Source organism: Vibrio sp. D173a, assembly GCF_030248475.1.
This window is the reverse complement of record NZ_JAHGAH010000093.1, coordinates 26,218-53,026: the sequence shown is the minus strand read 5'-3', so window position 1 is coordinate 53,026 and position 26,809 is coordinate 26,218. Positions and strand designations below refer to the sequence as shown.

Below are 26,809 nucleotides of genomic sequence, written 5' to 3'. Positions count from 1 at the left end.
GTATAAGAGACAGGCGGGGTGCAGGCTTGTATTAGGAGAGTCCAATTTAACTTACTTGTGAGAGGCTAACGACTTTCTGTTGCAGCTTCTCTTGTAGATATTCTGCCAGTGCGATTTTCTCCTCTTCGTTCATGTATAAACCAAGTTTTGTACGACGCCATAAGATATCTTCATCGGTGAGCGCCATTTCGTGATTCATCAAGTAATCAATTTCACGTTGATATACGCCACTTGCTTGCTCTGAGAAGCAATGACCAAGGTCTTCTATGCTATTAGTGCCTGCCATCAGGTCCCAAGTTTGGGTACCAAACTGAGTCACGTAGCGCAGCAGCAACGCTTCTGATGCCCATGAGTATTTCGCATGAATCATCTTCACTAGCTGCTCATGGCTACAGCTGAAGTTACCGCCAGGAAGCGTTTGGTTTGCCGTCCAGTCTTTACCCATTTCAGGTAGGAAAGGAGCAAGTTTATTGAGGGCTGCCTCACCAAGCTTACGGTAAGTCGTGAGTTTACCGCCAAATACAGAAAGTAACGGTGCTTGATCGTATTCAGCATCCAGCTCTAGAGTGTAATCGCGTGTAATGGCTTGCGGTGAATCAGACTCATCATCACACAGCGGACGTACACCGCTGAACGACCACACAACATCATCCTTGTTTAATTGCTGGACGAAATGCTGATTGACGACATCGATTAGATAATCGACTTCTTCCTCTGAAATAGATACTTTTCGAGGGTCGCCTTTGTATTCTACATCCGTTGTACCGATGATCGAGAACTTATCTAAGTAAGGGATCATAAACACGATACGGTTATCTTTGTTTTGTAGGATGTAGGCTTGTGGCTCGTCATGGATACGAGGAACAACGATGTGTGAGCCTTTGATCAAACGAATGTTACGAGGAGAAGTTTGATCCAATCCTTCATCAAAGAATTGCTTCACCCATGGACCCGCGGCGTTTACTAGGGCCTTCGCTCTGCGTTCGAAACGTTGGTCTGTGGTGACGTCATGAATAGTGACATGCCAAATACCGCCTTCACGGTGTGCTTTTTCTACGCGGCAGTAGTTGCGAACTTCGGCATTGTTCTCTTTTGCAGCCAGAACGTTAAGTAACACTAGACGCGCATCATCTACCCAGCAATCTGAATATTCGAAACCAGTTTTCATTTCCGGTTTTAGAAGACCAGATTTTGCAAGATTGATGGTTTTGCTGCCTGGAAGAGTGGTTCGTTTACCAAAGTTATCGTAGAGGAACAAACCACAGCGGATCATCCAAGCTGGGCGTAAAAATGGTCGATGAGGTAAACGAAAACGCATAGGCCATGCGATGTGTGGTGCTTTACGTAAGAGTACTTCTCGTTCAGCGAGCGCTTCCGAAACCAAACGAAACTCATAGTGCTCAAGGTAACGTAATCCACCGTGGATCAGTTTTGAACTTGCAGAAGAGGTTGCTGATGCGAAGTCGTTAGCTTCGTACAAACCGACGCTTAGACCACGGCCAGCAGCATCAGCAGCAATACCGGCCCCGTTAATGCCGCCGCCGATCACGATCATATCTAGAGTAGGGGATGAATTCGTCGTGGAAGCATTTTGTTGGATACTCATAAATTTGACCTCTTGGTGAGCGAACGAGCATTTTGGAATATGGGTTAATCCTAGCTTAGCTTTCGTTTTTGATCATTATTTATTTTCGTTTATGAGTGTTTTGTGTGGTTTGGGCACAAAAAAACCTCTGCCTAATTAAGACAGAGGTCATTTATGCGCGTAAATAGTGAGTGTAAACGCTATTCGGTTGCGACTCTTTCTATTTGTGTATCAATCACTTCGAGCGGAACTGCGGCTTCTTTTAGAATTGCGAGAATCTCTTCTGGTGGTTGTTTGTTGGTGAATACCATGTTCAATTGCGCGATATTGCCCAGTTTCACCATCGCATTACGGCCAAACTTCGAATGGTCAACGGCAAGGAATACGCTGCGACTGTTATCGATAATCGCCTGTTTAACGCGAACTTCATGGTAATCAAAGTCCAGCAGTGAGCCATCAAAATCGATACCACTGATGCCTAAAATACCGAAGTCGAGGCGGAATTGTTTGACGAAATCGAGCGTCGCTTCACCGACAATGCCGCCGTCTCGGTTGCGAACTTCACCACCCGCTAAAATCACTTTGATTTCCGGGTTCGGTAAAAGAATGGTGGCAACATTAATGTTATTGGTCACCACGCGAAGCTGTTTGTGGTTTTTATTGAGCGCTCGAGCGACGGCTTCTGGAGTCGTGCCAATATCAATAAACAAGGTTGCGCCATCTGGAATGTGTTTTACGAGTTCTTCCGCAATGACATCTTTTTCATTGAAGTTAAGCGCTTTACGCGTGTTGTATGAGGTGTTCTCTGAACTGAGAGGAATGGTTGCACCACCGTGGTAGCGACGAATTTTGTTTTCATCTGCGAGGTCGTTTAGGTCGCGGCGAATAGTTTGAGGACTAACATTAAATTTTTCTACCAGCTCATCCGTGCTGACATAGCCTTGTTTTTTCACCAACTCAACAATCTGTTGGTGTCTTGGTATTTGCTTCACTTAGCACTCCCTTGTGCACTGGTAATCGCCAATGCTTCAAAATCGAAAATAGAAACTTGCTCTATTGTGCTCGAATTAGCGCATTGTGAGAAGCTGTGGGAGTGTGGAATCCGCGATCGAACGCAAAAAAAGAGCGCCAACTCGGCGCTCTTTACGATTAATCAGGGGAAAATAATCGTTTATCAGAAATTAATCGTCTTCGTCGTGAAGCTCAGACCAGGTTTGAGCACACTTAACTGCGCGCTTCCAACCTTTGTAGCGACGGTTGCGTTTCTCTTCATCATCATGTGGTTCGAATGTGCGATCGAGCACTGCTTTGTCTTGCAGTTCATCAATACTATTCCAGAAACCCACCGCTAGACCGGCTAGGTAGGCTGCACCCAAAGCGGTTACTTCAGTTACTTGAGGACGGTGAACTTCGGTATTAAGAACATCAGATTGGAACTGCATAAGGAAGTTGTTCGCTACTGCGCCGCCATCTACACGAAGGTTCGCGAGCTTGATGCCCGAGTCTGCTTGCATTGCATCTAGCACATCACGAGTTTGGTAAGCGATGCCTTCCAAAGTTGCACGGATAATGTGGTTAGAGTTTACGCCACGAGTTAGACCGACAATCGTACCGCGAGCGTAAGCGTCCCAATATGGTGCGCCCAGACCAGTAAATGCAGGTACAACGTAAACGCCATTTGAAGTATCTACTTTGGTCGCAAAGTATTCTGAATCTTCAGCGCCAGCCAGGATCTTCATTTCATCACGTAGCCATTGAATGGACGCGCCACCCATGAATACCGCACCTTCAAGAGCGTAAGCAGGCTCGCCTTTTGGACCGCATGCTAGGGTAGTCAGCAGGCCATTTTTCGATGTGACTTTTTCTTGACCCGTGTTCATCAACAAGAAACAACCTGTACCGTAGGTGTTCTTCGCTTGGCCAGCTTCAACACACATCTGACCGTAAAGCGCAGCTTGTTGGTCACCTGCAATACCCGCGATTGGGATACGAGTACCGCCTTTACCACCAATGTTGGTTTGGCCGTAGATTTCTGATGAGCGTTTAACTTCAGGCATCATGGATGCAGGAATGCCCATCTCATCCAGCATTTTCTGATCCCAGCATAGGTCGTTGATGTTGAACAGCATGGTACGAGATGCGTTAGTGTAATCCGTTACGTGAACGCGACCTTGTGTCATCTTCCAAACCAGCCAAGTATCAACGGTACCGAACAGCAGTTTGCCTGCTTCAGCATCTTCACGTGCGCCTTCAACGTTATCTAGAATCCACTTCACTTTTGTACCTGAGAAGTAAGGGTCTAGCACCAGACCTGTATTGTCGCGAACGTAATCTTCTAGTCCGCGCGCTTTTAATTCTTCACAAATATCAGCAGTACGGCGGCATTGCCATACAATTGCGTTGTAAACCGGTTTGCCTGTTTCTTTGTTCCATACAATCGTCGTTTCACGTTGGTTGGTAATACCGATACCTGCAAGTTGGTCGCTACGGATACCGGTTTTCGCAAGTGCTTCAACCAAAGTAGAGCTTTGAGTTGCCCAGATTTCCATTGGGTCATGTTCAACCCAACCAGCCTCTGGATAAATCTGAGTAAATTCTCGCTGAGCGACGCTTACGATATTCGCGTCATGATCCAGAATGACAGCACGAGAGCTTGTCGTGCCTTGGTCTAGGGCAACAATGTATTTTTGCTCAGTCATGGTAAGAATCCTTTTGTTTCGTTATTTATATTTTAGTAAATGTTCGAATGAGTTGGTTTTAAGCTTGAGCTTGTTCTGCTTCTTCTTCGGTCTCGCACTGATTAGGAATAGTACAGCCATGACCTTGTTGTGGCAGATGCGCAGCAATTGCTTTCGGGTACAACCAACCACCGAAACAAGCACCTGCGATAGGAGCAAGAATTGGAACAATAAAGTATGGGATTTCGCGTGCACCGGTCAGTGCGTAATCCCAGCCTGCAAAGTAAGCAAACAGTTTAGGGCCGAAGTCACGAGCAGGGTTCATCGCAAAGCCAGTAAGTGGGCCTAAAGAACTACCGATAACCGCAATGAGAATACCGATAAGTAATGGGTTCATCGCGCCGCGAGGTGCGCCGTTGTTCTCATCACCAAGAGCAAGAATGGCAAACATCAGCACTGCAGTAATCACGAATTCCACAGCAAAAGCGCCAAAGAAAGAGAGAGAAGCGTGTGGGTAAGTCGAGAAAATGCCTGCTGTGGCGAGAGCCTCTTTGCTGCTACGAACGAAATTGTGTGCGATTTCGTAATCAGTAAACAGGTTACTGTACAGGCTGTAAACCAAAGCGGCAGAGCAAAAAGCACCGAGCATTTGCGCAATGATATAAGGCACCACTTTCGCCTTATCGAAACCATGGAACATGGCTAGTGCGATGGTAACGGCAGGGTTGATGTGTGCACCGGATACGCCCGCAGTACAGTAAATAGCAATGGCGACGCCAAAGCCCCATACAATACTGATTTCCCATTGACCAAATTGAGCTCCGGTCAACACTAATGCAGCAACACAGCCTACGCCAAAAAAGATAAGTAATCCTGTACCGATAAACTCGGCCAAACATTCTCCGAGCAGTGAGGGGTGTTTGTTCGTTGTCATGTTAAGAGTCCTTTAATATTTATGCTTATCTAGCACGGTTCTATTGTGCATATATAAACGTTTGCGAAAACAAACGAGCGTTAAAAGTGAGCGTTTGAGCATGGAATTGTTAATCAAACTCTTCGTTTTTGTTAATTGACACATCTTTTGCTCAAAAAAGAAACTCGGTAAAACGATTTAGAAGCTTCAACTTCGATTCTTCGGCTTAAAACTACCGATGTGAAAATCAATGCACAAACTGGTAAGAGGAGTTTTGTGAAGCTGCTTCGTGAATGGTGGTAAATTGTTCAGATTACTGGTTGAAAACTAACCCTAAAGAGCTAGCTAACACTAATGATGATAAGGGATTGCTGATACTTATTGACTCGATACTCTACTTTCATACACGGCTAAGAGAAGGGGGCCTTCCTTAGGGCTGGTCAGTAAGCTTTAACGTCGAAAGCATGCCTCAATGAGCTTTAGTGAGTGGGATAGCGACATCAACCTCAGTTGTTAATGGAATGACATTGTGGCAACACCCCGTATTTAGCCTTGATGACTGGCGTTAAGTGTGTCCAGTTGCTCAAACTCAACCGTTTATCCTAATTCTGTGGTTGTTTGAGTGCTTGGTTTGCTTAAAACTGCGGTTAATTTGTTCGTTTTCGCATTTAATGTTGTATGCGAATAGTAACGAAATTTGGTTAAAGTGGAAGCGCAGTCTAATTTAAAGTCTCTAATTTTCTGTATTTACTGAAATTTAATTCTTGTGCAACATTTGTCACAGAAATAAAAATCGAATTTCATAAAATGCACCAACTTTCGAACGAAACTCCTTTTTGCTCGTTCGCGATTTAAGACTCCTTACCATCGCTCAATATAATTATGAGGTTCCTATGTTTGGAATATTCAAACCCAAGGCGCACATTGATCGCTTGTCGTCCGACAAGATCGATAGCACCTATTCTCGCTTACGTTGGCAACTCTTTATCGGCATTTTTGTTGGCTATGCAGGCTACTATCTGGTCCGTAAAAACTTCAGCTTGGCGATGCCTTACCTAATTGAACAAGGCTTTAGCCGTGGTGATCTAGGTGTTGCCTTAGCTGCAGTATCTATTGCTTATGGTTTATCAAAATTCTTAATGGGCAGTGTTTCTGACCGCTCTAACCCTCGTTACTTTTTAAGTGGCGGTCTATTAATGTCAGCGCTTGTGATGTTCTGCTTCGGCTTTATGCCTTGGGCGACTGGCAGCATTACCGCAATGTTTATTCTATTGTTCCTAAACGGTTGGTTCCAAGGTATGGGGTGGCCTGCCTGCGGTCGAACCATGGTTCACTGGTGGTCACGTAAAGAACGTGGCGAGATAGTGTCGGTTTGGAACGTGGCACATAACGTAGGTGGCGGTTTGATCGGCCCTATGTTCATTCTTGGCCTTTGGGCATTTAACGACGATTGGCGCACCGCTTTCTATGTTCCTGCATTTTTTGCCACGCTCGTTGCTGTCTTTATTTGGTTCACGGTAAGAGATACACCGCAGTCTTGTGGTCTTCCACCGATTGAAGAGTACAAAGACGATTACCCTGACGATTACGACAAGTCACACGAAAAAGAAATGACGGCGAAGGAAATCTTCTTCAAGTATGTTTTTTCTAATAAGTTGTTGTGGTCAATCGCGATTGCGAACGCGTTTGTTTACCTGATCCGCTACGGTGTGCTGGACTGGGCGCCGGTATACCTAAAAGAAGCGAAAGACTTCTCGGTCGATAAATCGTCTTGGGCTTACTTCCTGTACGAGTGGGCGGGCATCCCAGGTACGCTATTGTGTGGTTGGATTTCAGACAAACTGTTTAAAGGTCGTCGTGCTCCTGCCGGTATTCTATTTATGGCGTTAGTCACCGTAGCTGTGCTGGTTTACTGGTTTAACCCTGCAGGTAATCCAGCAGTCGATATGATGGCGCTGGTTGCAATCGGCTTCTTGATTTACGGTCCGGTAATGTTGATTGGTCTATACGCATTGGAGCTTGCTCCGAAGAAAGCGGCAGGTACGGCTGCGGGTCTAACGGGTCTATTTGGTTACTTAGGTGGTGCAGTAGCGGCAAACGCGATTCTTGGCTACACCGTAGACCACTTTGGCTGGGATGGCGGCTTTATCATCCTTATCGGTTCATGTATCACGTCCATCGTTTGTTTGACTTACGCATTTCTTGGCGAGCGTGCTCACCACGAACAAAAAGCGCGTGAGAAAGAAGCATTGGCGTCATAAAACCTTAAAGGGGCAGTGGAATACTGCCCCTTCAAATAAGTTAAGGAAATAACAATGAAAATAAAGTCAGTATGCATTACTTTTTTGGCGTGTAGCCTATCTGCCGGAGCTATTGCCCAGCCCCTTGTTATCGCTCATCGTGGCGCATCCGGTTACTTACCTGAACATACATTGGAAGCCAAAGCCCTTGCGTACGCAATGAAACCAGATTACATCGAGCAAGATGTGGTGATGACTAAAGACGATCAATTGGTCGTGCTGCATGACCACTATCTCGATCGCGTGACCGATGTAGCTGAGCGTTTTCCAGATCGAGCTCGTAAAGATGGTCGTTACTACGCGATTGATTTTACCTTGGCAGAAATCAAATCACTGCGCGTGACAGAAGGCTTCAAAATCAATGATAAGGGTGACAAGGTAGCAGGTTACCCGACTCGATTCCCAATGTGGAAATCAGACTTCACCGTACCTACCTTTGCTGAAGAGATTGAGCTGATCCAAGGCTTAAACAAAACACTGGGCTATGACATCGGTATTTATCCTGAGATCAAAGCGCCGTGGTTCCATCGCCATGAAGGTAAAGACATCTCAAAAGCAGTACTGAAAGTTTTAAAGCAGTACGGCTACGACTCACAAGACGACAAAGTGTACCTTCAGTGTTTTGATGCCAATGAACTTCAGCGCATCAACAGTGAGCTTATGCCTGCAATGGACATGGATTTAAAGCTCGTTCAGCTCATGGCTTACACCGACTGGAACGAGACCATGGAGTACAAAGGCGACAAAGCAACACCATACAGTTATGACTGGATGTTTGAAGCCAATGGTATGAAGAAGGTAGCCCAGTACGCGGAAGGAATTGGTCCTTGGAAGCCAATGTTGGTGGATGACAAATCAACCAAGGATAACATCATCATCAAACCTTTGATGAAAGCAGCAAAAGACGCAGGCTTGCAAGTGCACTCTTACACTTTCCGAGCGGACCCTGGACGTATTCCTGCTTACACCGACAGCTTCGATGGCATAATGGATATCTTCTACAATCAGGTGAAAGTGGATGGTTTGTTTACTGACTTCCCAGATAAAGCGGTGAGCTTTCTAAACAAGCAAAGTTCTAAAAACTGAGAGTTTGAAACGCTCAGTATTACGTCACACGCCATGTCGTAACAATGTGCCATCTATCAGGCAATAAAAAATCCCCCAACAGTTTCCTGCAGGGGGATTTTTCGTAGGGCTTATTCACGAATGAATTAGTTGTTTTTATGCAGTTCGCTGTTCAGTTCAACCGCGCTCTTGTTTGCAAGACACTCGATTTGACCTGTTACAGAGTTACGACGGAACAGTAGGTCAGACACACCAGCAAGATCGCGTGCTTTCACTACTTCTACTTCTTGGCCTGCAGAATCTAGCATGCGCACTTTAGAACCAGCAGTTACGTATAGACCTGATTCGATAGTACAACGGTCACCCATTGGGAAGCCAAGACCTGCGTTCGCGCCTAGTAGAGAGTTTTCACCGATAGAAACCACAACTTTACCGCCGCCAGATAGCGTACCCATGATAGATGCGCCGCCGCCGATGTCAGAGCCGTTACCAACCACTACGCCAGCGGAGATACGACCTTCAACCATGCTCACGCCAGTCGTACCTGCGTTGAAATTGATGAAGCCTTCGTGCATTACCGTTGTGCCTTCGCCAACGTGTGCGCCAAGACGTACGCGAGAAGTGTCAGCGATACGAACGCCAGTTGGTACCACGTAGTCCACCATTTTAGGGAACTTGTCTACGCAATCTACGCTTAGTGCACGACCCGCTAGGCGAGCTTCGATTTGACGCTCTGCTAGTTCAGGTAGGTCGATTGGACCTTCGTTAGTCCATGCGATGTTGTGTAGTAGACCGAAGATGCCGTCTAGTACCGTGCCGTGTGGTTGAACTAGGCGGTTAGAGATAAGTTGAAGTTTTAGGAAACCTTCAGCAACGCTTTGTGGCTGCTCGTCAGTGGCAAGAATAACCAGTACAAGTGGCTGTGCTGATTCTGCTGCTTTTGCTGCGAAAGATGCGTTTGCCGCATCGCCGTTTGCTTCAAATGCTGCTGCCAGTTCTGCGCTTTGTGCTGCAGAGATCTCGATAGCTTGGTTGCCTTGCTCGTAACCTGCTACTGCGTTAACAAGCGCTTCGCTTGGGTTAAGAACTGGGTTTGGGAAAAACGCTTCGATGATTTTGCCGTCGCGGTTTTTAGTTGCCGTACCAAGGGCTAGAGAGAAGAAAGCCATAGTTGATCTCCATGTGTTGAGTCTTGTGTCTCGTCTGTTCACTGACAAGAAATAATTAGGTTGTCAGTCATCATAAAGAGAGTGTTGGGGAGTTTAAAGAGAGGAAATGGAGAAAGTCTGTAGATGGATACCTTTTGTCTTTTTAGAGATATGTTTTTCTGATGAGAAATGTGTCGCAAAAGCCTTATCAGACCGGTTTTGGGCAGAGACACAGTGAAGTTGGAGAAGAGGGCATCGCAAAAAATAAGGGGAGGACCGAAGTCACTCCCCCTACACTGGGTTTGTTGGATTTACTGGCTTTGGATAGTAAAGCGATAAATCGAATTAAAGGCTTAGCTCACTGACCTCTACTGCAAGTGCAACAGTTGCACCTACCATTGGGTTATTACCCATGCCGATGAAGCCCATCATTGCAACGTGCGCTGGTACTGAAGAGCTACCTGCGAACTGAGCATCGGCGTGCATGCGACCCATGGTATCGGTCATACCGTAAGAGGCAGGACCTGCCGCCACGTTGTCTGGGTGTAGAGTACGACCAGTACCACCGCCTGATGCCACAGAGAAGTAAAGCATGCCTTCATGGTTACGTTCTGCTTTGTAGATGCCTGCTACAGGGTGTTGGAAGCGAGTCGGGTTGGTTGAGTTACCAGTGATGCTCACATCCACTTGCTCTTTGTGCATGATAGCCACGCCTTCACGCACATCGTCTGCACCGTAGCAAAGGATCTCACCACGTGGACCTTGCGAGAATCGACGACGTTCTACTTCCACTAACTCACCAGTTTGGTAGTTGTATTGCGTGCGTACGTAAGTGAAACCGTTAATGCGTGAGATGAGGTAAGCGGCGTCTTTACCCAAACCATTTAGGATCACTTTCAACGGATTTTCGCGTGATTTGTTCACGTTCAATGCGATTTTGATTGCGCCTTCTGCCGCTGCGAATGACTCGTGACCAGCAAGGAAAGCAAAACAGCCACTTTCTTCATTTAATAGACGAGCCGCCAATGCACCGTGACCAATACCTACTTGGCGTTGCTCTGCCACGCTGCCGGGTTTAGTGCACGCCTGAAGACCTTCACCGATCATGTTTGCAGCTTCTTCTGCTGTTTTTGCTCCGCGGAAAATCGCCAAAGCAGTGCCCAGTGTGTAGGCATCGGCAGCGCTTTCAAACGCGATAGGTTGAGTGTCCATCACCAGTGCTTTAGGGTCGATACCACGATCCATACAGTATTGGTAAGCCTCTTCCATAGAAGAAAGTTGCATTTCGTCTAATGTGCGACGTACAGATTCAGTAATTGGAGTGTTCATAATCTCTTTCCTCTTGGTGGCAATTATTGTTGGCGTGGGTTGATGGTCGTTACGGCTTCGCCAAAACGACCGTAAGTGCCCGTTGCTTTGTCTGCGGCTTCAGCAGCAGATACGCCTTCGTTGATGGCTTTCATCATCTTGCCGAGGTTGAGATATTGGTAACCAATCACTTCTTTGTTTTCGTCTAGTGCGAGTTTTGTTACGTAGCCTTCAGCCAGCTCCATGTAACGCACGCCTTTTGCTTTGGTTGAGTAGCTAGTACCCACTTGGCTGCGTTGAGTTTGACCAAGATCTTCCAGTGCCGCACCAATTTCTAAGCCGCCTTCAGAGAAAGCAGATTGAGTACGACCGTAAACAAATTGAAGGAAAATTTCGCGCATCGCGACGTTGATAGCATCACACACCAAGTCGGTATTCAGTGCTTCAAGAATGGTTTTGCCTGTTAGGATTTCTGCGGCCATCGCTGCGGATTGAGTCATGCCAGAACAGCCGATCGTCTCGATCAAAGCTTCTTCGATGATGCCGTTTTTGACGTTGAGGGTCAGTTTTGCTGCACCTTGTTGAGGAGCGCAAGCACCAACGCCGTGGCTAAGACCAGAAATCGCGATAACGTCTTTTGGATTGATCATTGCGCCTTCAACAGGGATCGGTGCAGATGCATGAAGATCGCCGCGTTGAATCGGGCACATTGATTGGATTTCGTGTGAGTATTGCATAATGTTTTCCCAGTGTACGATATCCAGCATATTGGTCAGACTCAACGGCGTTGACTGCTCTTATTCGCTCCATCAAATAGGAAAACTATGTTCAGGAGGCTTACGCGTTTGTGGCCTTGTTGAGTTAACAACTATTTTGGATATCTTTTTAATTTTTGAGAAAACAGGAGCGGGGTTGGAGAAGAGTTGAATTGCTCACTACAGAACTCTTGCTCTCACAATATAGGTGAAAGCATTTCCAACAGGGCTGACCTGTTTTCGTTTCTGTAGGAGTCATTAGCTTTAAAGCGGTTCGAATCTTTCGATTCCGGTGGCACCCCATCACCGTGCCCATTTAGATTAGATCTAAGTCACACTAATCTGCAACATGAAATTTATAGCAATTTGGGATATTAAATCGGTTCTTTATATTCTCAGAGATATATGGCGATAAATACAACGCATAAAAAAACGCCGCATAATGCGACGTTTTTTCTAAACAAATGAGAGGCTTATGCAGCGTCTTCTTGCTCGCTTTCTTCTTCAACAGCTTCAAGCTTCTTTGCTTTTTTTGGTGCAGGTTTACGTTTTGCACCTAGAGCGTAAAGCACTTCTTCTTTGTTTTGCGCAAGGTACATTGCAAGATCTTCTTGCTTACCTTCGTCTTCTAGAAGTTCACTCTTACCTAGCAGTGAGAATAACTCGTCCGCCATATCCAGCATTTTGTCGTATGCGTCAGCTTCCGCTTTAGAGGTAAAAGTCATTTTCTCTTCTCCATTGCGTTCTACCACGTACTTGACGATTACAGCCATGGTTGGTCCTCTAAGTTAATTTGTTAAATTTTATACTGGCTTTTTATACAGTTTTTGACCAATTAAGTCTAGCGACAAGCCTCAGAATGAGAGCCGTGTACAACTAAGTGACCAGCATTTGAACTATCTGCCTTGAACGATCTCCCGTGAACGACCCATCTCGAACTAGCCATCTTTAAGATGAGGGTTCTCTGGTCGCTCCCAATCTTGGCAGAATTCAATGAATGTACGCAGAAGCGGGTTTTGATACTTCTCTTTGTGGATCAAAAGCCAGAAGCGACGCTTCATGTCCAGTGGCATGTTGAGCATTTTCACACGACCATCACGAATTGCAGGTTCTGCAGATAGGCGTGATAAACAACCTAGGCCAAGTCCGGCAGATACAGAATTGATCAGCGCTTCGGTGGTGTTGAGCTGAAAAGCCTCATGCCAGTGTTCTAGACGCGGAGCGATGGCGCGCATGAAGAACTCTCGAGAACCAGAACCCGCCTCACGCAGAATCCATTCTGTGTCTTCGAGCTCGTTTAGGCTGATAGGCCCTGCGTCGAAGTTAGGGTAGTCCGGCGGACAAATCACACACATTTCGTCTTCACTGAATTGCGTTGATTCCAACTCTGGGTGTATGGTCTTGCCCTCAATGAGCGCGATGTCGAGTTCGTAAGCGATCAACATGTCACAAATCTGGGCAGAGTTGGAGATGAACAAACTCTGCGACTGGTGATTCGTTTCATCACGAAAATCACTTAACAGGTAAGGTGCGACTTGGTTGCCAATGGTGTCGCTGGCACCAATGCGTAGCAAGCCTGATAAAGTTTGGTCGCCATCGAACACACTCTCAATATCCCGAGCTCGGTTGAGTAGTTCGTCTGCGAGGGGCAGAAGTTTTTGTCCTTCTTGGTTGAGAATCAAACGGTTGTTCACTCGATCAAATAAGTGATGACCAATTTGTTTCTCTAGTTCAGACAACGCCATACTCACGGCCGCCTTAGAAAGAAACAGACTTTCCGAAGCCGCAGTTAGCGTCTTGTGCTGAGTGATCGTAGTAAAAACTTTCAGTTGTTTAAGAGAGATATGACTAGGCATGATATTCCGTTAAGTAAATCTGAACGTTAGTTTTAAATAATTAGATATATTGGAACGAAGTGCAAGAGTAATATACATCCCATAGAAAGTTAGCCTAGATTTGAGGTCGTAATGATTCAAAGAACAAAAGCAAAAGTAATGGGAGCACCAACCCCAATGGCGGGTCTGGCTCTTGGTATTGCGAGCTTAGGTTGGAGTTGGGAAAACTTCGCCGAATTAAATGGCTATGGACAGTGGATTAGCGCGGGTATTGCAAGCGTATTATTAGCAATCTTGGCGATTAAGTTTCTTTTTCACAATCATTTGTTGAGACAAGATCTTGCACACCCTGTGGTAGGTAGTGTCGTTCCGACTTTTGCGATGGGAACCATGGTGGTTTCAAACTCATTAGGGCACTTTTTCCCTGTTGCAGGTGACGTGCTTTGGTTAGTGGCGGTAGCTCTACATATCGTGTTCCTAGTGAGCTTCTTCTACCACCGCGCGAAAGACTTCGAACTACACCACATGGTGCCAAGCTGGTTCGTACCACCAGTGGGTATTATCGTTGCAGACGTGTCTTTTTCTGGTAACCCAGTGCTTGCACCAATTGCACACGGTGCGTTGGTCTTCGGTATGGTGGCTTACGCGGTGATGTTGCCAATGATGATCTACCGTTTCATGTTCACCCATGAAATTCCAGATGCAGCAAAACCAACCATGGCAATCATGGCGGCACCAGCGAGCCTGTCGTTGGCTGGTTACCTAACTGTAACAGCGACGCCTTCGCCAGTGATTATTGCTCTGTTGTTTGGTATCGCGGTATTGATGACAGCCATCATCTACTTAGCCTTCTTTAAATTGCTAAGACTGCCATTTAGCCCAGGTTACGCAGCGTTTACCTTCCCAATGGTGATTGGTGCGACAGCTCTGTTCAAAACAGCAAATTGGATGGAAGCAAATGGCCTAGCAGCGCACTATGTACAACAAGTTCGCGGTCTAGCAGGTATCGAATTGATTGTGGCAACGATTGTGGTGACTTACGTAGGTTTGCAATACATCAATAACTTACTGATTCAACCGCGTTTAGTGACAACACATCACGCATAAGCCTTACTCGTAAAGCAAAGTCTCTTGGTCTCTCTCGCCAAGAGGCTTTTTTTGTATCGGTAGGGAGGGTTCTAAAGCTTATCTGAAGATAAAAAAATGCCACCCAAATAGGGTGGCGGAAAATTAGATACAATTTTAATACATCAAACTTTAGTAACCGCGGCCATTGTAGTGAGAGTTCTCATGCAGAAGATGGCAACTCGAAATTTACTCTCCTCTGGTATGCCTACTTGTCTGATAGGCGCGCGTTCTTCTTATCCTTTTTTATAGAAACGTGACATTTCATCGAGAGAATCTTGAATCACGTTCACTGGTACTTGATGTTCCTTATCCACTTTCAGTTGATTATTGACTTGTTGGGAGTGCCCGCCAGGATTTACCACTAACATGGTTTCTTTCCCTACCAGCGCATAGTTGTAATAGCTGCCCGCAATAAACCAATCACGCGGAACACCATTCTCAAATAGGTCTTGTCCCACGCTATACGATTGGGTGTCGCCTTTAACGTCGAATAGCTCGTTCATTAGGGTTGGTACAATGTCATAGTGTGTGGTGCGATAGTTGATCTGCTCTGGCTGATGATCCGGAAGATAAAGGTATAGCGGGACATGCACTTGAGTGTCACTGTAGTTACCCGTGTGACCCCAGTAGTTCATCTTATGATCGTTAAATTCCTCACCATGGTCGGAAGTGATCACCACAATAGTGTTCTCTAAGTCGACATTTTTGAGCACTTTTGCATTCAAGCTGTCGATGAAATACAACGAGTTTTTATAGCGATTATGGTAAAGCGAGGCGTCAAAATCGTTGTTCAGAAGAATATGATCGACGCGCTCCCAATAAGGTTTGAACTTAGCGAATTCAGGTTCTGGAAAACTGGTGCCATGGGCGGAATCGTAAAACAAGAAGCTGAAATACCGCTTGTCGTTATCTTGCTTTTGAAACTGAATAAACTCATCGGTGATCTGCTGGTCACGTTTGATTTGTGTTTCGCCAGTTTGCTTAAGGGTGAGATCTTTAACCTTCTTAAAGACGGTGCGCGATAAAGGCGGGCTAGTTAATGGTGCTGAACCAAAAATACCCATTCGATAGCCTTGATTTTGCAGGGTATCCATGAATACAGGGGATTTCTGGCTCGCATAAAAGCTGTCCCAGTAAGTTGCAGGTAAGCTGTAGAACAAGCTAAAAATGCCCGCTTGAGTAGAGTTGCCACCGCTCATGTGTTGAGAGAAGTTGACCGTTTTTTCGGTGAACTTGCTGACATTTGGCATGATCTCTGGTGTTGAATCGCTGTAGCGCCACGCATCAATCAAAATGAATAACACATTCGGTTGCTTGTCTTTCGTTTCTACATTTATAGGGGCGAGTGGGTAGTTCAGTGAACTGCTTTCAATATTCTTTAGCTCCACTCGGTTTTGTGAAGCCATACTTTCATCCACCAAGTGATGGCGATAGATAAAATTACGTGCCGTTAACGGGTAGTAAAGAGGCCAGTTATTAGAGAACTGGCTGACTTCGTCGTCATAGAGCGCGTTCTTATAGGCGTGGATAACCTGAGTACTCAGCAACAAGCCAAACCAAACTGCCACGATCACGAACTTTGCTCGGCTCTGAGCCAGTTTATTGGCTAACCAAACAGTGAATGCCAAACCAATGGCGAGCAGTGCAATGTCGCTAATAAAAACTAGCCAACTCATCCAAGATATTTCAAATACGTCGCGACCGCCTTCAAAGAACATGCGGATCAGTAGACCATTGATGTGCAGTTTGTATTGCTGGAAAACGAGGATATCGACTTTCAGCATGATCAAGATTGCGATTGCAATGGCAATCACAACGACTCTGAACATGCGCGTCGGCAAAAAGGACAGCAATAAACAACCCAACATCAGCGGAAGAGCAATTAAACCCAACCAGCCAAATTGTGTGGCAAGTAAATAATATTCTTGCAGAAAGGTGAGCGGTTCTGCTTGGCTGTTTGACAGCAAAAATGGGTAACAAGCGATCGACAGATAAAGCGCAAAGCAAGCAAAAAATGCAATCAGCCAAGCGCCATTTGAAGAAAATTTGCGCAACATAGTTTTGGTATTCCAGTGCTTTTCTCATCCCTATCAAATCAGAACAAAGTGTGGTTTAGCGTGACATCAAAACGATTTGACCCCCGCAGTTCTTCGTTTTCCACTCAATATTCAATTTGATGAGTATTGTTGTAAATATTTGCGTTAATTATAAAACGGTGTTTTTTATCATGAAATAGTTGTGACTGATGTCACACTTTGTATTTGCGTGTAAGACGTGACTTACAAATGTCAGTTGCTGGTTATTTGCGCAGAGTTCGGGTGTTCTCTAACCTTTTGTTATTTAAGCTATCGAGATCGCTCTAGGAATATATGCGGCTGTGCTAAGCTTGCTAGCAGTTTCAATTGGCGCTCGGTGCACTTACTTTGTTTACTGTCTATCACTCCAATCAGGTCGATGTTCTCAAATCACTTCTTGTTGAACTGATTCGCATCAATCCATTAGAAAATCCATTCGAAAAAGAGCAAATTCTGGTTCAAAGCCCGGGTATGTCTCAGTGGTTAAAAATGGAATTGGCGAAAGAGTTTGGTGTTGCGGCAAACTTAGAATTTCCGCTGCCAGCGACTTTTATTTGGGACATGTTCACCCAAGTATTGGCTGATGTGCCTAAGCGCAGTGCCTTCAACAAAGAAGCCATGACGTGGAAGCTGATGCACTTGCTACCGGGTTTGTTGAACGAAGCGTCATTCGAACCTTTGGCACGTTATCTTCAGGACGACAGTGACAACTCCAAGCTTTATCAATTGGCAGAGAAAATTGCCGATATTTTCGATGGCTATTTGGTGTATCGTCCAGAATGGATTGCAAGCTGGGAAGCAGGGCAAACGGTGCCCGAACTTGAAGACGAGCACCCATGGCAACCGGTTTTGTGGCAAGCGTTGTACGATCACACAGTTACCCTTGGGCAATCGCCTTATCATCGTGCCAATTTGTACGAACACTTCATTGATACGCTAGAAAACTTCAACGGCAATTTTGATCATCTGCCGAAGCGTCTGTTTGTGTTTGGTATCTCTTCACTGCCGCCACGTTATATGGATGCGCTCAAAGCCATTGGTGAACACATTGATGTGCATTTGATGTTTACCAACCCTTGTCGTTATTACTGGGGTGAAGTACGTGACCGTAAATTCCTAGCTCGCTTAGCAGCAAAACATCGTCAGCACGTGGTGTGGCAAGAAGACCATTCTGAAGTGCAAGGTGAGAGTGAGCAGTTAAAAGGTTCACTAGAAGAAAACGTAGTGGATGAGCTGCATACTGATGTGGTGGGTAACAGCTTGTTGGCGTCGATGGGTAAACTTGGGCGCGATAACATGTATCTGTTGTCGCAGCTCGAATCCCATGAGATTGAAGCTTTTGTTGATGTCGAGCGCGACAGTCTGCTTCATCAACTTCAAGCTGACATTCTTAATTTAGAAGAGCACCAAGACGACGAGCAAATCGACAGCAGCCAGCACAAACAAGTGGTGAGTTTGGGTGACAAATCTCTGAGCTTGCACTCTTGCCACAGCCCAATGCGAGAAGTGGAAGTGCTACACGACCAGCTTCTGGCGATGTTCGATGCCGATCCGACACTGAAACCGCGCGATATTATTGTCATGGTGGCAGACATCAATGCCTACAGCCCTGCGATTCAGGCGGTATTCGGCAATGCGCCGGGTGAGCGTTTCATTCCTTACTCGATTTCAGACCGAACGGCCGATCAAGAAAGCCCAGTTTTGGCGGCTTTCATGCAACTTGTTAATTTACCGAATACACGTTGTTTGGCTTCTGAATTACTTGAGCTGTTAGAAACGCCGGCGATTTTGAAGCGATTCGGCTTAAGCGAAGATGACTTCCTTCAAGCCAAACTATGGGTGGAAGAATCTGGTATTCGCTGGGGGCTAGATAGCCATACCGGCAGCGAATTTGAACTGCCAGAAACACGCCAAAATACATGGCAATTTGGTATCCAGCGTATGCTGTTAGGTTACGCGATGCCAGAATCTTCCGGTTTGTTTGAAGCGCAAGAAGGTAGCCTCTCGCCATACAATGAAGTGCAAGGTATGGGCGCAGAACTTGCCGGTAAGTTAGCTCACTTTATTCAACAAATTAGCCAATATCGCCGCAAACTTTCCAATGTTCAGTCGATTGATGCATGGCGTGAAACCTTGGTGGCAATGTTGGATGACTTCTTCTCTGTTGAGCTAGAAGGGGAAATGGCGCTCAAGTCGATTCGAGATACCTTAAGCCAACTGAAAGAACAGCTAACCGATGCGGCATTTGATGATGCCTTGTCGCCTTCTATTGTTAGCCAGTATCTACAAAACAAGCTGTCAGGAACACGGGTCAGCCAGCGCTTCCTTGCCGGACAAGTGAACTTCTGTACTCTAATGCCGATGCGTTCGATCCCATTTAGAACCGTGTGTCTACTGGGTATGAACGATGGTGTGTACCCGCGCTCAATGCCACCAGAAGGTTTTGACTTAATGACAGGGCGCACTAAACCGGGCGACCGTTCACGTCGAGACGATGACCGTTACCTATTCTTAGAAGCCGTGCTGTCTGCACAGCAAAGTTTGTACATCAGTTACGTTGGGCGTTCTATCCAAGATAACACTGAGCGCGTGCCGTCTGTTCTGGTGTCTGAATTGATGGAGTATTGCCATCAGAACTATTGCCTAGAGGGCGATCAAGATCAACCTGTTGATGACTCCGGAGATAAACTACTCAACGAGTTAGTGAATATGCATGCCATGGTGCCATTTAGCCCAAGTGCATTCCAAGGTTCTCATTCAAGCTATGCCAAAGAGTGGATTCCAGCGGCGTTGACCCAAAGCAACCAATCACAAGGTCATGCGCGTGGCGAGTTTAACCGCGCATTGGATGATTACTTACTCGGTGCAACCTTCCCAATCGAGTTGGATTTGGTGGAATTACAACGCTTCTGGCGTTTGCCGGTACAGTATTTCTTTAACCGCCGTTTAAAAGTGATGTTCGAGCCGCCATTGCCTGTGATGGAAGATGATGAGCCATTCGTATTAGGTGGTCTAGAAAGCTATCAAATGCGTGATGAGCTACTGGAAACCTTGCTTGAAACCGCCATTACTCAACCATCGGTAAAAGCAGACGTGCTCAAGCACTTTATGAGTGAGCAACGCGCGCAAGGCAAATTACCGGTTGGTGCATTTGGTGATATCGAGTTTGAGACCAACCGCGTGCAAGCGGAAGAGCTGGTGGATAAGTTGGCGTTTTTATCTGGTGCTCCGCAAGACGATTTAGAAATCGATCTTACCTTCGATGTGCTTGGTGAAGGAAAAAACATCCGTCTAACTGGTTGGCTAACTCAGTGCTATCAGTCCGGTTTGATTCGCTACCGCAGCGGTAAAATTCGTGCGCAGGATTACCTTGCTGCATGGATTGATCATCTTGCTATGTCTGCCTCTGGTCAGCCTAGAAAGACCCACGTTATCGGTTATGACCGCAAGGAAGGCGCGGTGCATTTAGTTTACCCAGCAATGGCAGACGCTGCGCAAGCGAAACAACTACTTGCTGAATTAGTACGTCTGTTTTTTGAAGGCATGACCAAGCCATTACCATACTTCCCGAAAACAGCACTGGCGTGTGTTGAGGCGGGCTTTAGTCGTGGCCACTGGGCTGATGACGAAGAGAAATCGCTGAAGAAAATGGCGGATGCATTCAATGATGGCTATATGAGTCCAGGTGAGGGAAATAACGCGTATATTTCGCGTATTTGGTCTACTTGGAATGACGAGCTTGCAGCAGAAGTTCGCATGCTGACCGCATTGGTTCTTCAAGGCGCAAGACTGGCGGCGATGGATGCCGATGATGAAAAGTAAGTTGGATTATTTAGATAAAGAAGAGAGTAGGGTGGCCGCCAGAAAATCATTATTTTTTGTAGGGCGTTCGCTGTACGGCCACAAGGTCAGAGGGACCATGATTCGTTTGAGTGTTTAGCCTGATCATTTATCAATACGTTAAAGTGATTGCTCTGTTATCAGTACTCATCTCGTGACGCGCATACTAGCGGTTGAAGATCAGGATAACCGTGAGTGAGATCCCACTAACCTTTAAATATTCCAACTTGTTAGACATATAAATAGAATTTTTAACGACAGATCACAGTTCGGTCAGTCGATAATCCGGAGAGATTCAGCGTTATGGCGCAAATGTCAGTTCCAACTCCACTGCAAACCATGACTTTTCCGCTGCATGGTGCAAGGCTAATTGAAGCATCGGCAGGTACAGGTAAAACCTTTACGATCGCGGGTTTGTATCTGCGACTTCTACTAGGGCATGGCACTGCCAATACCAAACATCGCGTGCCGTTGACCGTGGATCAAATTCTGGTCGTGACCTTTACCGAAGCTGCAACGGCGGAGCTGCGTGATCGTATTCGTGCGCGTATTCACGACGCGAGGATCGCATTCGCTCGCGGGAAAAGCTCAGATCCTGTGATTCAACCTTTGTTGGGAGAAATCGAGGATCATAAGCAAGCCGCTGAGATCCTCTTGCAAGCGGAACGCCAAATGGATGAAGCCGCGGTGTACACCATTCACGGTTTCTGCCAACGCATGCTGACGCAAAACGCATTCGAATCCGGTAGTCGCTTCAACAATGAGTTTGTGACAGACGAAAGCCATCTCAAAGCGCAAGTGGTTGCCGATTACTGGCGTCGTAATTTCTATCCTCTGCCATTCGCTTTGGCTGGAGAAGTGCGTCAACTATGGGGCTCGCCATCGGATCTGTTGTATGACATCAGCAACTACCTCACAGGCGCGCCGCTAAGTCTCTCTGTTCCAGCAATGCAAGGTAGCCTTGCCGATTTGCATGAGCAAAACTTAAAGCAAATTGATGCTTTGAAAGGCCATTGGCGTGATAGCCAAGATGATTTCCTCGCACTGATTTCTGATTCCGACGTCAACAAGCGCAGCTACACCAAAAAGTCTCTACCGACTTGGTTAGAAGCGGTCAACGTATGGGCTTCGACAGAAACCACGGGCTATGACTATCCAGATAAGCTGGAGAAGTTCGCCCAGAATGTGTTACTTGAGAAAACCCCGAAAGGCACTGCACCACAACACCCCGTGTTTGAGGCGATAGAAGCCTTCATTGCCAACCCAATCAGCTTAAAAGCGCCATTGTTAGCTCATGCGATTGAGCATTGTCGCGTGATGCTGGCAAAAGCAAAAAATCAGAAACAATGGTTGTCATTCGATGACTTGCTGACTCAGCTTTCTGCCTCGATTGATACCGATGAAACCGCACTACTGACAGAGCGCATTCGCACGCTTTATCCGGTTGCGATGATCGATGAATTCCAAGATACCGACCCACTGCAATACAGCATTTTCAGTCGCATTTATTTGGATAATCCTGAGTGCGGTTTGTTTATGATCGGTGACCCGAAACAGGCGATTTACGGTTTCCGTGGAGCGGACATCTTCACTTACATCAAGGCTCGTAACCAAGTTAGTGCTCACTACACGCTTGGCACCAACTGGCGATCAAGTGCCGATATGGTATTGGCAGTGAACCAGATTTTTGCTCTGCCAGATAGCCCGTTTATTTATGACTCCGACATTCCATTCCATTCAGTGGATTACAGCCCAAGTGCAGACAAACGTGTTTGGACCATGGGTGGTCAAAAGCAGCCTGCACTGACTTATTGGCTGCAAGAAGCGGAAGATAAACCTCTGCCAAAAGGTGAATACCTGACCGCTATGGCTGAGGCGACAGCAAGCCAAATTCAAACCATTTTGACCGCAGCGCAACAAGGTCAAGCCTGTCTGGTTAATGGCGAAAAGCAGAAGCCAGTTAAAGCGGGCGACATTGCAGTGTTGGTGCGAACGGGTAGCGAAGGTCGCATGGTCAAACAGGCGTTAGCCGACCAAGGCATTGCCAGCGTGTACCTTTCTAACCGCGATAGCGTGTTTACCAGTTCCGTTGCACAAGATCTACAGCGTTTGCTGCAAGCGGTGTTAACGCCAGAAAACGACAGAGCATTACGCGCCAGTCTAGCATCAGAATTGTTCGCTCTTGATGCAGCCAGCTTAGACGCCCTCAACAACGATGAAACCGTGTGGGAAAATGCGGTTAACGAGTTCAAAGAATACCGTAAGCTTTGGGTGCAACGTGGTGTGCTACCTATGCTGCGTGCAGTGATCAGTAAGCGTCATATTGCTGAGCGTCTACTAGAAGAAGGGACGAGCTCACAAAGCGAAAACGGTGAGCGAGTGCTTACCGATCTGATGCACATTGGTGAATTATTGCAGCAAGCAAGTAACGAATTAGACAGCGACCACGGCTTGCTACGTTGGTTAGCGCAATCCATCAGCGATGCAGAGCACGGGTTGGGTGGCCGCGATGGCCAAATTCAGCGTTTGGAATCAGAGCGTAACTTGGTGCAAATCGTTACCATTCACAAATCCAAAGGTCTGGAATATGACTTGGTCTTCCTGCCATTTGTGTTTGGCTACCGAGAAGCGAGTGAGGCCAAATACTACGACGCTGAGAACGATCGCACCGTACTTGATATCACGGGTAACGATGCGTCGTTAAAACAGGCAGATAAAGAACGCCTTGCTGAAGACTTACGCCTTATCTATGTAGCGTTAACGCGTGCCGTGTATGCCTGCTTTATTGGTGCTTCACCGCTGCGCAATGGTCGCTCAACCAAAGAGCCAACCGGCGTGCATCACAGTGCGATTGGTTACTTGGTGCAAAATGGTCAAGAGGGTGGCATCAACGACCTGTTTGTTGGGTTGAAGAAGCAACAAGAGAGTTTCGATAACGTGGTGATTTGTGATCCTCCAAAGCAACACGACGAGATGTATGCTGCGGAGCAAACCGAGTTAGAAGCGTTGACAGCTAAAGAGCTGAAAACCCCAATTGATAGAAACTGGCGAATCACCAGTTACTCGGGCTTGGTTAAACAAGGTTCTCATCATGCTGAGCATGACGCGACGATTGAAATTACCGGCTTTGATATCGATTCTTCAGAAGAGCAAGATGAGGCGGAATTGGTTGAGCCAGAACGCTCTATCTTCAACTTCCCGCGTGGCGCACGTCCGGGTACTTTTCTGCACAGCTTATTTGAGGAAATTGAGTTTACTCAACCCGCGACAACGGAAGAGAACACCCAAATCATCCTCGGCTTGATGGAAAGTGAGCAGCTTGATGAAGAGTGGCTACCAATCCTGCAACAGTTGATTGATAACGTGCTGGCAACGCCTTTGGATAGCAAAGCACTGCTGCTCAATCAAAAAGGCCCCGCACAACGTTTGGTTGAGATGGAATTCTTACTGCCGATTGAAGTGCTATCTGCACCAGCATTGAATCGTGTGATTCAACGTCATGATCCGCTGTCTGCTAAAGCTGGCGACCTGGGTTTCCAAACCGTGCAAGGCATGTTGAAAGGCTTTATTGACTTGGTGTTTGAGCACCAAGGTAAATACTACGTCCTCGACTGGAAATCGAACCACTTAGGCGATGATGTGTTCCATTATCATGGCGATGCGTTGAAGTCGGCGATGGCGGATCATCGCTACGATCTGCAATACCAAATCTACGCCTTGGCGCTGCATCGTTTCTTACGCAGCAGATTGCCAAATTATGATTATGAACAGCACTTTGGTGGTGTTTATTACCTGTTCTTGCGTGGTATGGATGGGCAGAGTGATCACGGTATTTTTTCTGCCAAGCCAACTTTCGAATTTTTACAAGAAATGGATCACTTGATTGATGGTCAGGCACCTGACACACGATCCAGTGAATCGGGTCAGATGGAGTTAATTTGATGAAAACCAATGATCTTCTTTCTGAGCAAAGCAGCCCTGTGGCAACACGAGATCTAGCGGCAACGCCAGATCTATTGGCAACGTTAGAATCGCTAGCAAATAAAGGGGCGATTCGCCAATTGGATTTCCAGTTCGCGCGCTTTATCTATTCGCAAGTTGAGCAACAAGAGAACAGCCAAGAACTGGCATTTATTGCTGGTGTGGTCAGCAGTGAATTAGGCAAAGGACACATCTGTTTGCTTCTGTTTGATGGCCAAGGGCAACCAGTAGATCTTGCCAGTAAGCTCGGTCTGTTTGGGGAGTCTGCGTTAGCGCTTAATACTCAACTGCAGGGCGTCAATTGGTTGGAGCTTCTGCAAGCGTCGCCTTTGGTTGGTGCTCAAGGTGAAGCCTTGCCAATGATGTTTGATGGTGAGCGTCTCTACTTGCATCGTTACTGGCACTATGAAGTGACGTTGGCGGACAAGCTCAATCAACTCAGTGCAGCTGTAAACCTTCAGCCTCAAGATTTTACACGTTTGTCTGAGTTGCTTAACCATTTATTCGCTCGTCAGTACCACTTTCTGTTCAATGCATTAGCCAAAGTGGTAGAGGCAGGAACCAGCAACCAAGTGTTACCTCAGCAGCTAGTCTGTGACCATTTGGATGTGGTTACCGTAGACAGCCTCGATTGGGCGGCCATTGATACGGCAGTCAACCAAGCGAAACAAGTTCACGATCTACAAGTGCTGGACAAGCTTGTACCATTATCGGCTTGTGTTAACTGGCAGAAGGTCGCGGCAGCGGTAGCACTGACGCGTCGTTTTGCGGTGATTTCCGGTGGTCCGGGTACGGGTAAAACTACTACGGTAACCAAACTGCTTGCCGCATTGATTGAGCAAGCAGGACAAGAGAAAAACCTCACCATCAAGCTGGTGGCGCCAACAGGTAAAGCCGCAGCACGTTTGACGGAGTCTATTGGTAAAGCGATTCAAGAGTTGCCAGTGGAGCCTGAGCTTAAAGCGAAAATTCCAACCGAGTCGAGCACTTTGCATCGCCTGTTGGGCGCGATCCCGAACAGTGCAGAGTTTCGTCACAATAAGCAAAATCCGCTGCACCTCGATATTTTAGTAGTGGATGAAGCCTCTATGGTCGATCTGCCGATGATGTACAAAGTCGTCGATTCGCTACCAAAGCATGCGCGTTTGATTCTACTGGGAGATAAAGACCAGTTGGCATCGGTAGAAGCTGGTGCGGTGCTAGGTGATATCTGTTCGTTCCATGCATTTGGCTTTGGCAAAGAGCAGGCGTCTGCGGTCGCGAAGTTGACAGGCTTTGACACTTTGGCGTACAGCACCAATAGTAATGCTTCGATTGCCGATAGCTTATGTATGCTGCAAAAGAGTTACCGATTCGATGCTCGCTCTGGTATCGGCCAGCTAGCAAAAGCGGTCAACGCTGGCTCAGCTGCAAAAGTAGACGACGTTTGGAGTCGTGATTTTGCTGATATCGAGCATTTCGCACTGAGTAGTCAAAATTACAATCAGATGATGCAGACTTTGGTTGCCGAATATGGTCGTTATTTAAAACGCATCGGACAGCAAGAGATTGACCAGAAGACTGGGGAACCAGAAACGCTGACCCACAAAGCCAAAGCTGTGCTGGATACTTTTAATCAATGCCGCTTGTTGTGTGCTATTCGTGAAGGTGATTTTGGTGTGACAGGTTTAAACCAACGTATTGAAAAAGCACTAGCAGCACGTAAGCTGATTCAAACCCAAGATGAACTTTGGTATCACGGCAGGCCAGTGATGGTCACGCGTAACGATCATGGCTTGGGATTGTATAACGGTGATATCGGCATTTGCATGCGAGATGACAGCGAAGGCGAACCGCGTCTCAAAGTGTTCTTCGAACTGCCAGACGGCAGCGTGAAGTCGGTGCTGCCAAGCCGAGTCCCTGAGCATGAAACCGCATATGCGATGACCATTCATAAATCACAGGGCAGTGAGTTTGAATACACGCTAATGATTTTGCCGCCAGATTTCAGTCCAATCCTCACTCGCGAGCTGATCTACACAGGTATTACTCGTGCAAAGAAACGCCTTGCGATGTACGCCGAGATGAATGTTCTCAAGCGTGGTATTAAAGTAAAAACTACTCGAGCGAGTGGGTTGGTTGAGCGAGTTAGAAATTGAGTTTACTCATTCAAAAATGAGAAGTTTTCATGAGCTGAATATGTTTTTATGTGGCGGGTC

16 protein-coding genes and 1 riboswitch are annotated in these 26,809 nt (G+C 46.6%); of the genes, 6 read left to right on the top strand and 10 right to left on the bottom strand.

All coding sequences use genetic code 11. The features are described 5' to 3' along the window. Window positions 1-46: 46 nt before the first annotated feature. From glpD to KIV40_RS10740, 4 genes are all read right to left on the bottom strand, one after another. Window positions 47-1,606, bottom strand: a complete 1,560-nt coding sequence (glpD, locus tag KIV40_RS10755) for a glycerol-3-phosphate dehydrogenase (RefSeq protein WP_285349139.1) — start codon at window positions 1,604-1,606, stop codon at window positions 47-49. A 179-nt stretch (window positions 1,607-1,785) separates the two neighbouring features. After that, entirely contained in the window at window positions 1,786-2,577 is a 792-nt protein-coding gene (locus KIV40_RS10750; protein WP_005536115.1) for a DeoR/GlpR family transcriptional regulator, read from the bottom strand. Window positions 2,578-2,766: 189 nt separating this feature from the next. Further along, a complete protein-coding gene (gene glpK / locus KIV40_RS10745) occupies window positions 2,767-4,284 on the bottom strand; it encodes a glycerol kinase GlpK (RefSeq protein WP_005450894.1) in 1,518 nt (505 codons plus the stop codon). 58 nt (window positions 4,285-4,342) lie between these two features. Then, on the bottom strand, window positions 4,343-5,197 hold the full coding sequence (locus KIV40_RS10740; protein ID WP_285349117.1) for an MIP/aquaporin family protein: 855 nt from the start codon (window positions 5,195-5,197) through the stop codon (window positions 4,343-4,345). A gap of 872 nt (window positions 5,198-6,069) precedes the next feature. Between KIV40_RS10740 and glpT the strand changes: the two genes are divergently transcribed. Continuing rightward, on the top strand, window positions 6,070-7,437 hold the full coding sequence (gene glpT, locus KIV40_RS10735) for a glycerol-3-phosphate transporter (protein WP_005427324.1): 1,368 nt from the start codon (window positions 6,070-6,072) through the stop codon (window positions 7,435-7,437). Window positions 7,438-7,491: 54 nt separating this feature from the next. Further along, on the top strand, window positions 7,492-8,562 hold the full coding sequence (gene glpQ / locus KIV40_RS10730; protein WP_285349114.1) for a glycerophosphodiester phosphodiesterase: 1,071 nt from the start codon (window positions 7,492-7,494) through the stop codon (window positions 8,560-8,562). A gap of 125 nt (window positions 8,563-8,687) precedes the next feature. On the opposite strand, the gene dapD is transcribed toward glpQ, so the two are convergent. The 5 genes from dapD to KIV40_RS10705 all read right to left on the bottom strand — a co-directional run bounded on the left by dapD (window position 8,688) and on the right by KIV40_RS10705 (window position 13,608). Next, window positions 8,688-9,710, bottom strand: coding sequence for a 2,3,4,5-tetrahydropyridine-2,6-dicarboxylate N-succinyltransferase (gene dapD, locus KIV40_RS10725; protein WP_285349113.1), 1,023 nt, complete (start codon window positions 9,708-9,710; stop codon window positions 8,688-8,690). A gap of 324 nt (window positions 9,711-10,034) precedes the next feature. Beyond that, window positions 10,035-11,018, bottom strand: a complete 984-nt coding sequence (locus KIV40_RS10720) for a GGGtGRT protein (RefSeq protein WP_285349112.1) — start codon at window positions 11,016-11,018, stop codon at window positions 10,035-10,037. Between the two features lie 23 nt (window positions 11,019-11,041). After that, complete coding sequence (locus KIV40_RS10715) at window positions 11,042-11,734, bottom strand: iron-sulfur cluster assembly scaffold protein (protein WP_041853471.1); 693 nt, start codon at window positions 11,732-11,734, stop codon at window positions 11,042-11,044. Between the two features lie 260 nt (window positions 11,735-11,994). Further along, window positions 11,995-12,069: riboswitch (Fluoride riboswitch) on the bottom strand. A 156-nt stretch (window positions 12,070-12,225) separates the two neighbouring features. Next, the gene (locus tag KIV40_RS10710; protein ID WP_012128748.1) at window positions 12,226-12,525 is read right to left on the bottom strand and encodes a YebG family protein; all 300 of its coding nucleotides are present in this window, start codon (window positions 12,523-12,525) and stop codon (window positions 12,226-12,228) included. 165 nt (window positions 12,526-12,690) lie between these two features. Beyond that, the gene (locus KIV40_RS10705; protein ID WP_012128747.1) at window positions 12,691-13,608 is read right to left on the bottom strand and encodes a LysR family transcriptional regulator; all 918 of its coding nucleotides are present in this window, start codon (window positions 13,606-13,608) and stop codon (window positions 12,691-12,693) included. Window positions 13,609-13,719: 111 nt separating this feature from the next. Between KIV40_RS10705 and KIV40_RS10700 the strand changes: the two genes are divergently transcribed. After that, on the top strand, window positions 13,720-14,694 hold the full coding sequence (locus KIV40_RS10700; RefSeq protein ID WP_285349109.1) for a TDT family transporter: 975 nt from the start codon (window positions 13,720-13,722) through the stop codon (window positions 14,692-14,694). 254 nt (window positions 14,695-14,948) lie between these two features. Here the strand turns inward: KIV40_RS10700 and KIV40_RS10695 are convergent, their stop codons facing one another. Continuing rightward, complete coding sequence (locus tag KIV40_RS10695) at window positions 14,949-16,772, bottom strand: DUF3413 domain-containing protein (protein WP_285349107.1); 1,824 nt, start codon at window positions 16,770-16,772, stop codon at window positions 14,949-14,951. Between the two features lie 366 nt (window positions 16,773-17,138). Here KIV40_RS10695 and recC point away from each other — a divergent pair, with 366 nt between their 5' ends. From recC to recD, 3 genes are all read left to right on the top strand, one after another. Continuing rightward, window positions 17,139-20,612, top strand: a complete 3,474-nt coding sequence (gene recC / locus KIV40_RS10690; protein WP_285349141.1) for an exodeoxyribonuclease V subunit gamma — start codon at window positions 17,139-17,141, stop codon at window positions 20,610-20,612. 321 nt (window positions 20,613-20,933) lie between these two features. Further along, entirely contained in the window at window positions 20,934-24,572 is a 3,639-nt protein-coding gene (gene recB, locus KIV40_RS10685) for an exodeoxyribonuclease V subunit beta (protein WP_285349105.1), read from the top strand. Continuing rightward, window positions 24,572-26,749, top strand: a complete 2,178-nt coding sequence (gene recD / locus KIV40_RS10680; RefSeq protein WP_285349103.1) for an exodeoxyribonuclease V subunit alpha — start codon at window positions 24,572-24,574, stop codon at window positions 26,747-26,749. Before recB ends, recD begins: the two co-directional genes overlap by 1 nt. The last annotated feature ends 60 nt before the right edge of the window (window positions 26,750-26,809 follow it).

What these genes read in the sequence shown, in the direction of transcription:
- KIV40_RS10710 (WP_012128748.1), bottom strand. Translation starts at nt 12,525, where the DNA reads ATGGCTGTAATCGTCAAGTACGTGGTAGAACGCAATGGAGAAGAGAAA.
- KIV40_RS10715 (WP_041853471.1), bottom strand. Translation starts at nt 11,734, where the DNA reads ATGCAATACTCACACGAAATCCAATCAATGTGCCCGATTCAACGCGGC.
- dapD (WP_285349113.1), bottom strand. Translation starts at nt 9,710, where the DNA reads ATGGCTTTCTTCTCTCTAGCCCTTGGTACGGCAACTAAAAACCGCGAC.
- KIV40_RS10700 (WP_285349109.1), top strand. Translation starts at nt 13,720, where the DNA reads ATGATTCAAAGAACAAAAGCAAAAGTAATGGGAGCACCAACCCCAATG.
- KIV40_RS10705 (WP_012128747.1), bottom strand. Translation starts at nt 13,608, where the DNA reads ATGCCTAGTCATATCTCTCTTAAACAACTGAAAGTTTTTACTACGATC.
- KIV40_RS10695 (WP_285349107.1), bottom strand. Translation starts at nt 16,772, where the DNA reads ATGTTGCGCAAATTTTCTTCAAATGGCGCTTGGCTGATTGCATTTTTT.
- KIV40_RS10740 (WP_285349117.1), bottom strand. Translation starts at nt 5,197, where the DNA reads ATGACAACGAACAAACACCCCTCACTGCTCGGAGAATGTTTGGCCGAG.
- recD (WP_285349103.1), top strand. Translation starts at nt 24,572, where the DNA reads ATGAAAACCAATGATCTTCTTTCTGAGCAAAGCAGCCCTGTGGCAACA.
- glpK (WP_005450894.1), bottom strand. Translation starts at nt 4,284, where the DNA reads ATGACTGAGCAAAAATACATTGTTGCCCTAGACCAAGGCACGACAAGC.
- recB (WP_285349105.1), top strand. Translation starts at nt 20,934, where the DNA reads ATGGCGCAAATGTCAGTTCCAACTCCACTGCAAACCATGACTTTTCCG.
- glpQ (WP_285349114.1), top strand. Translation starts at nt 7,492, where the DNA reads ATGAAAATAAAGTCAGTATGCATTACTTTTTTGGCGTGTAGCCTATCT.
- glpD (WP_285349139.1), bottom strand. Translation starts at nt 1,606, where the DNA reads ATGAGTATCCAACAAAATGCTTCCACGACGAATTCATCCCCTACTCTA.
- KIV40_RS10720 (WP_285349112.1), bottom strand. Translation starts at nt 11,018, where the DNA reads ATGAACACTCCAATTACTGAATCTGTACGTCGCACATTAGACGAAATG.
- glpT (WP_005427324.1), top strand. Translation starts at nt 6,070, where the DNA reads ATGTTTGGAATATTCAAACCCAAGGCGCACATTGATCGCTTGTCGTCC.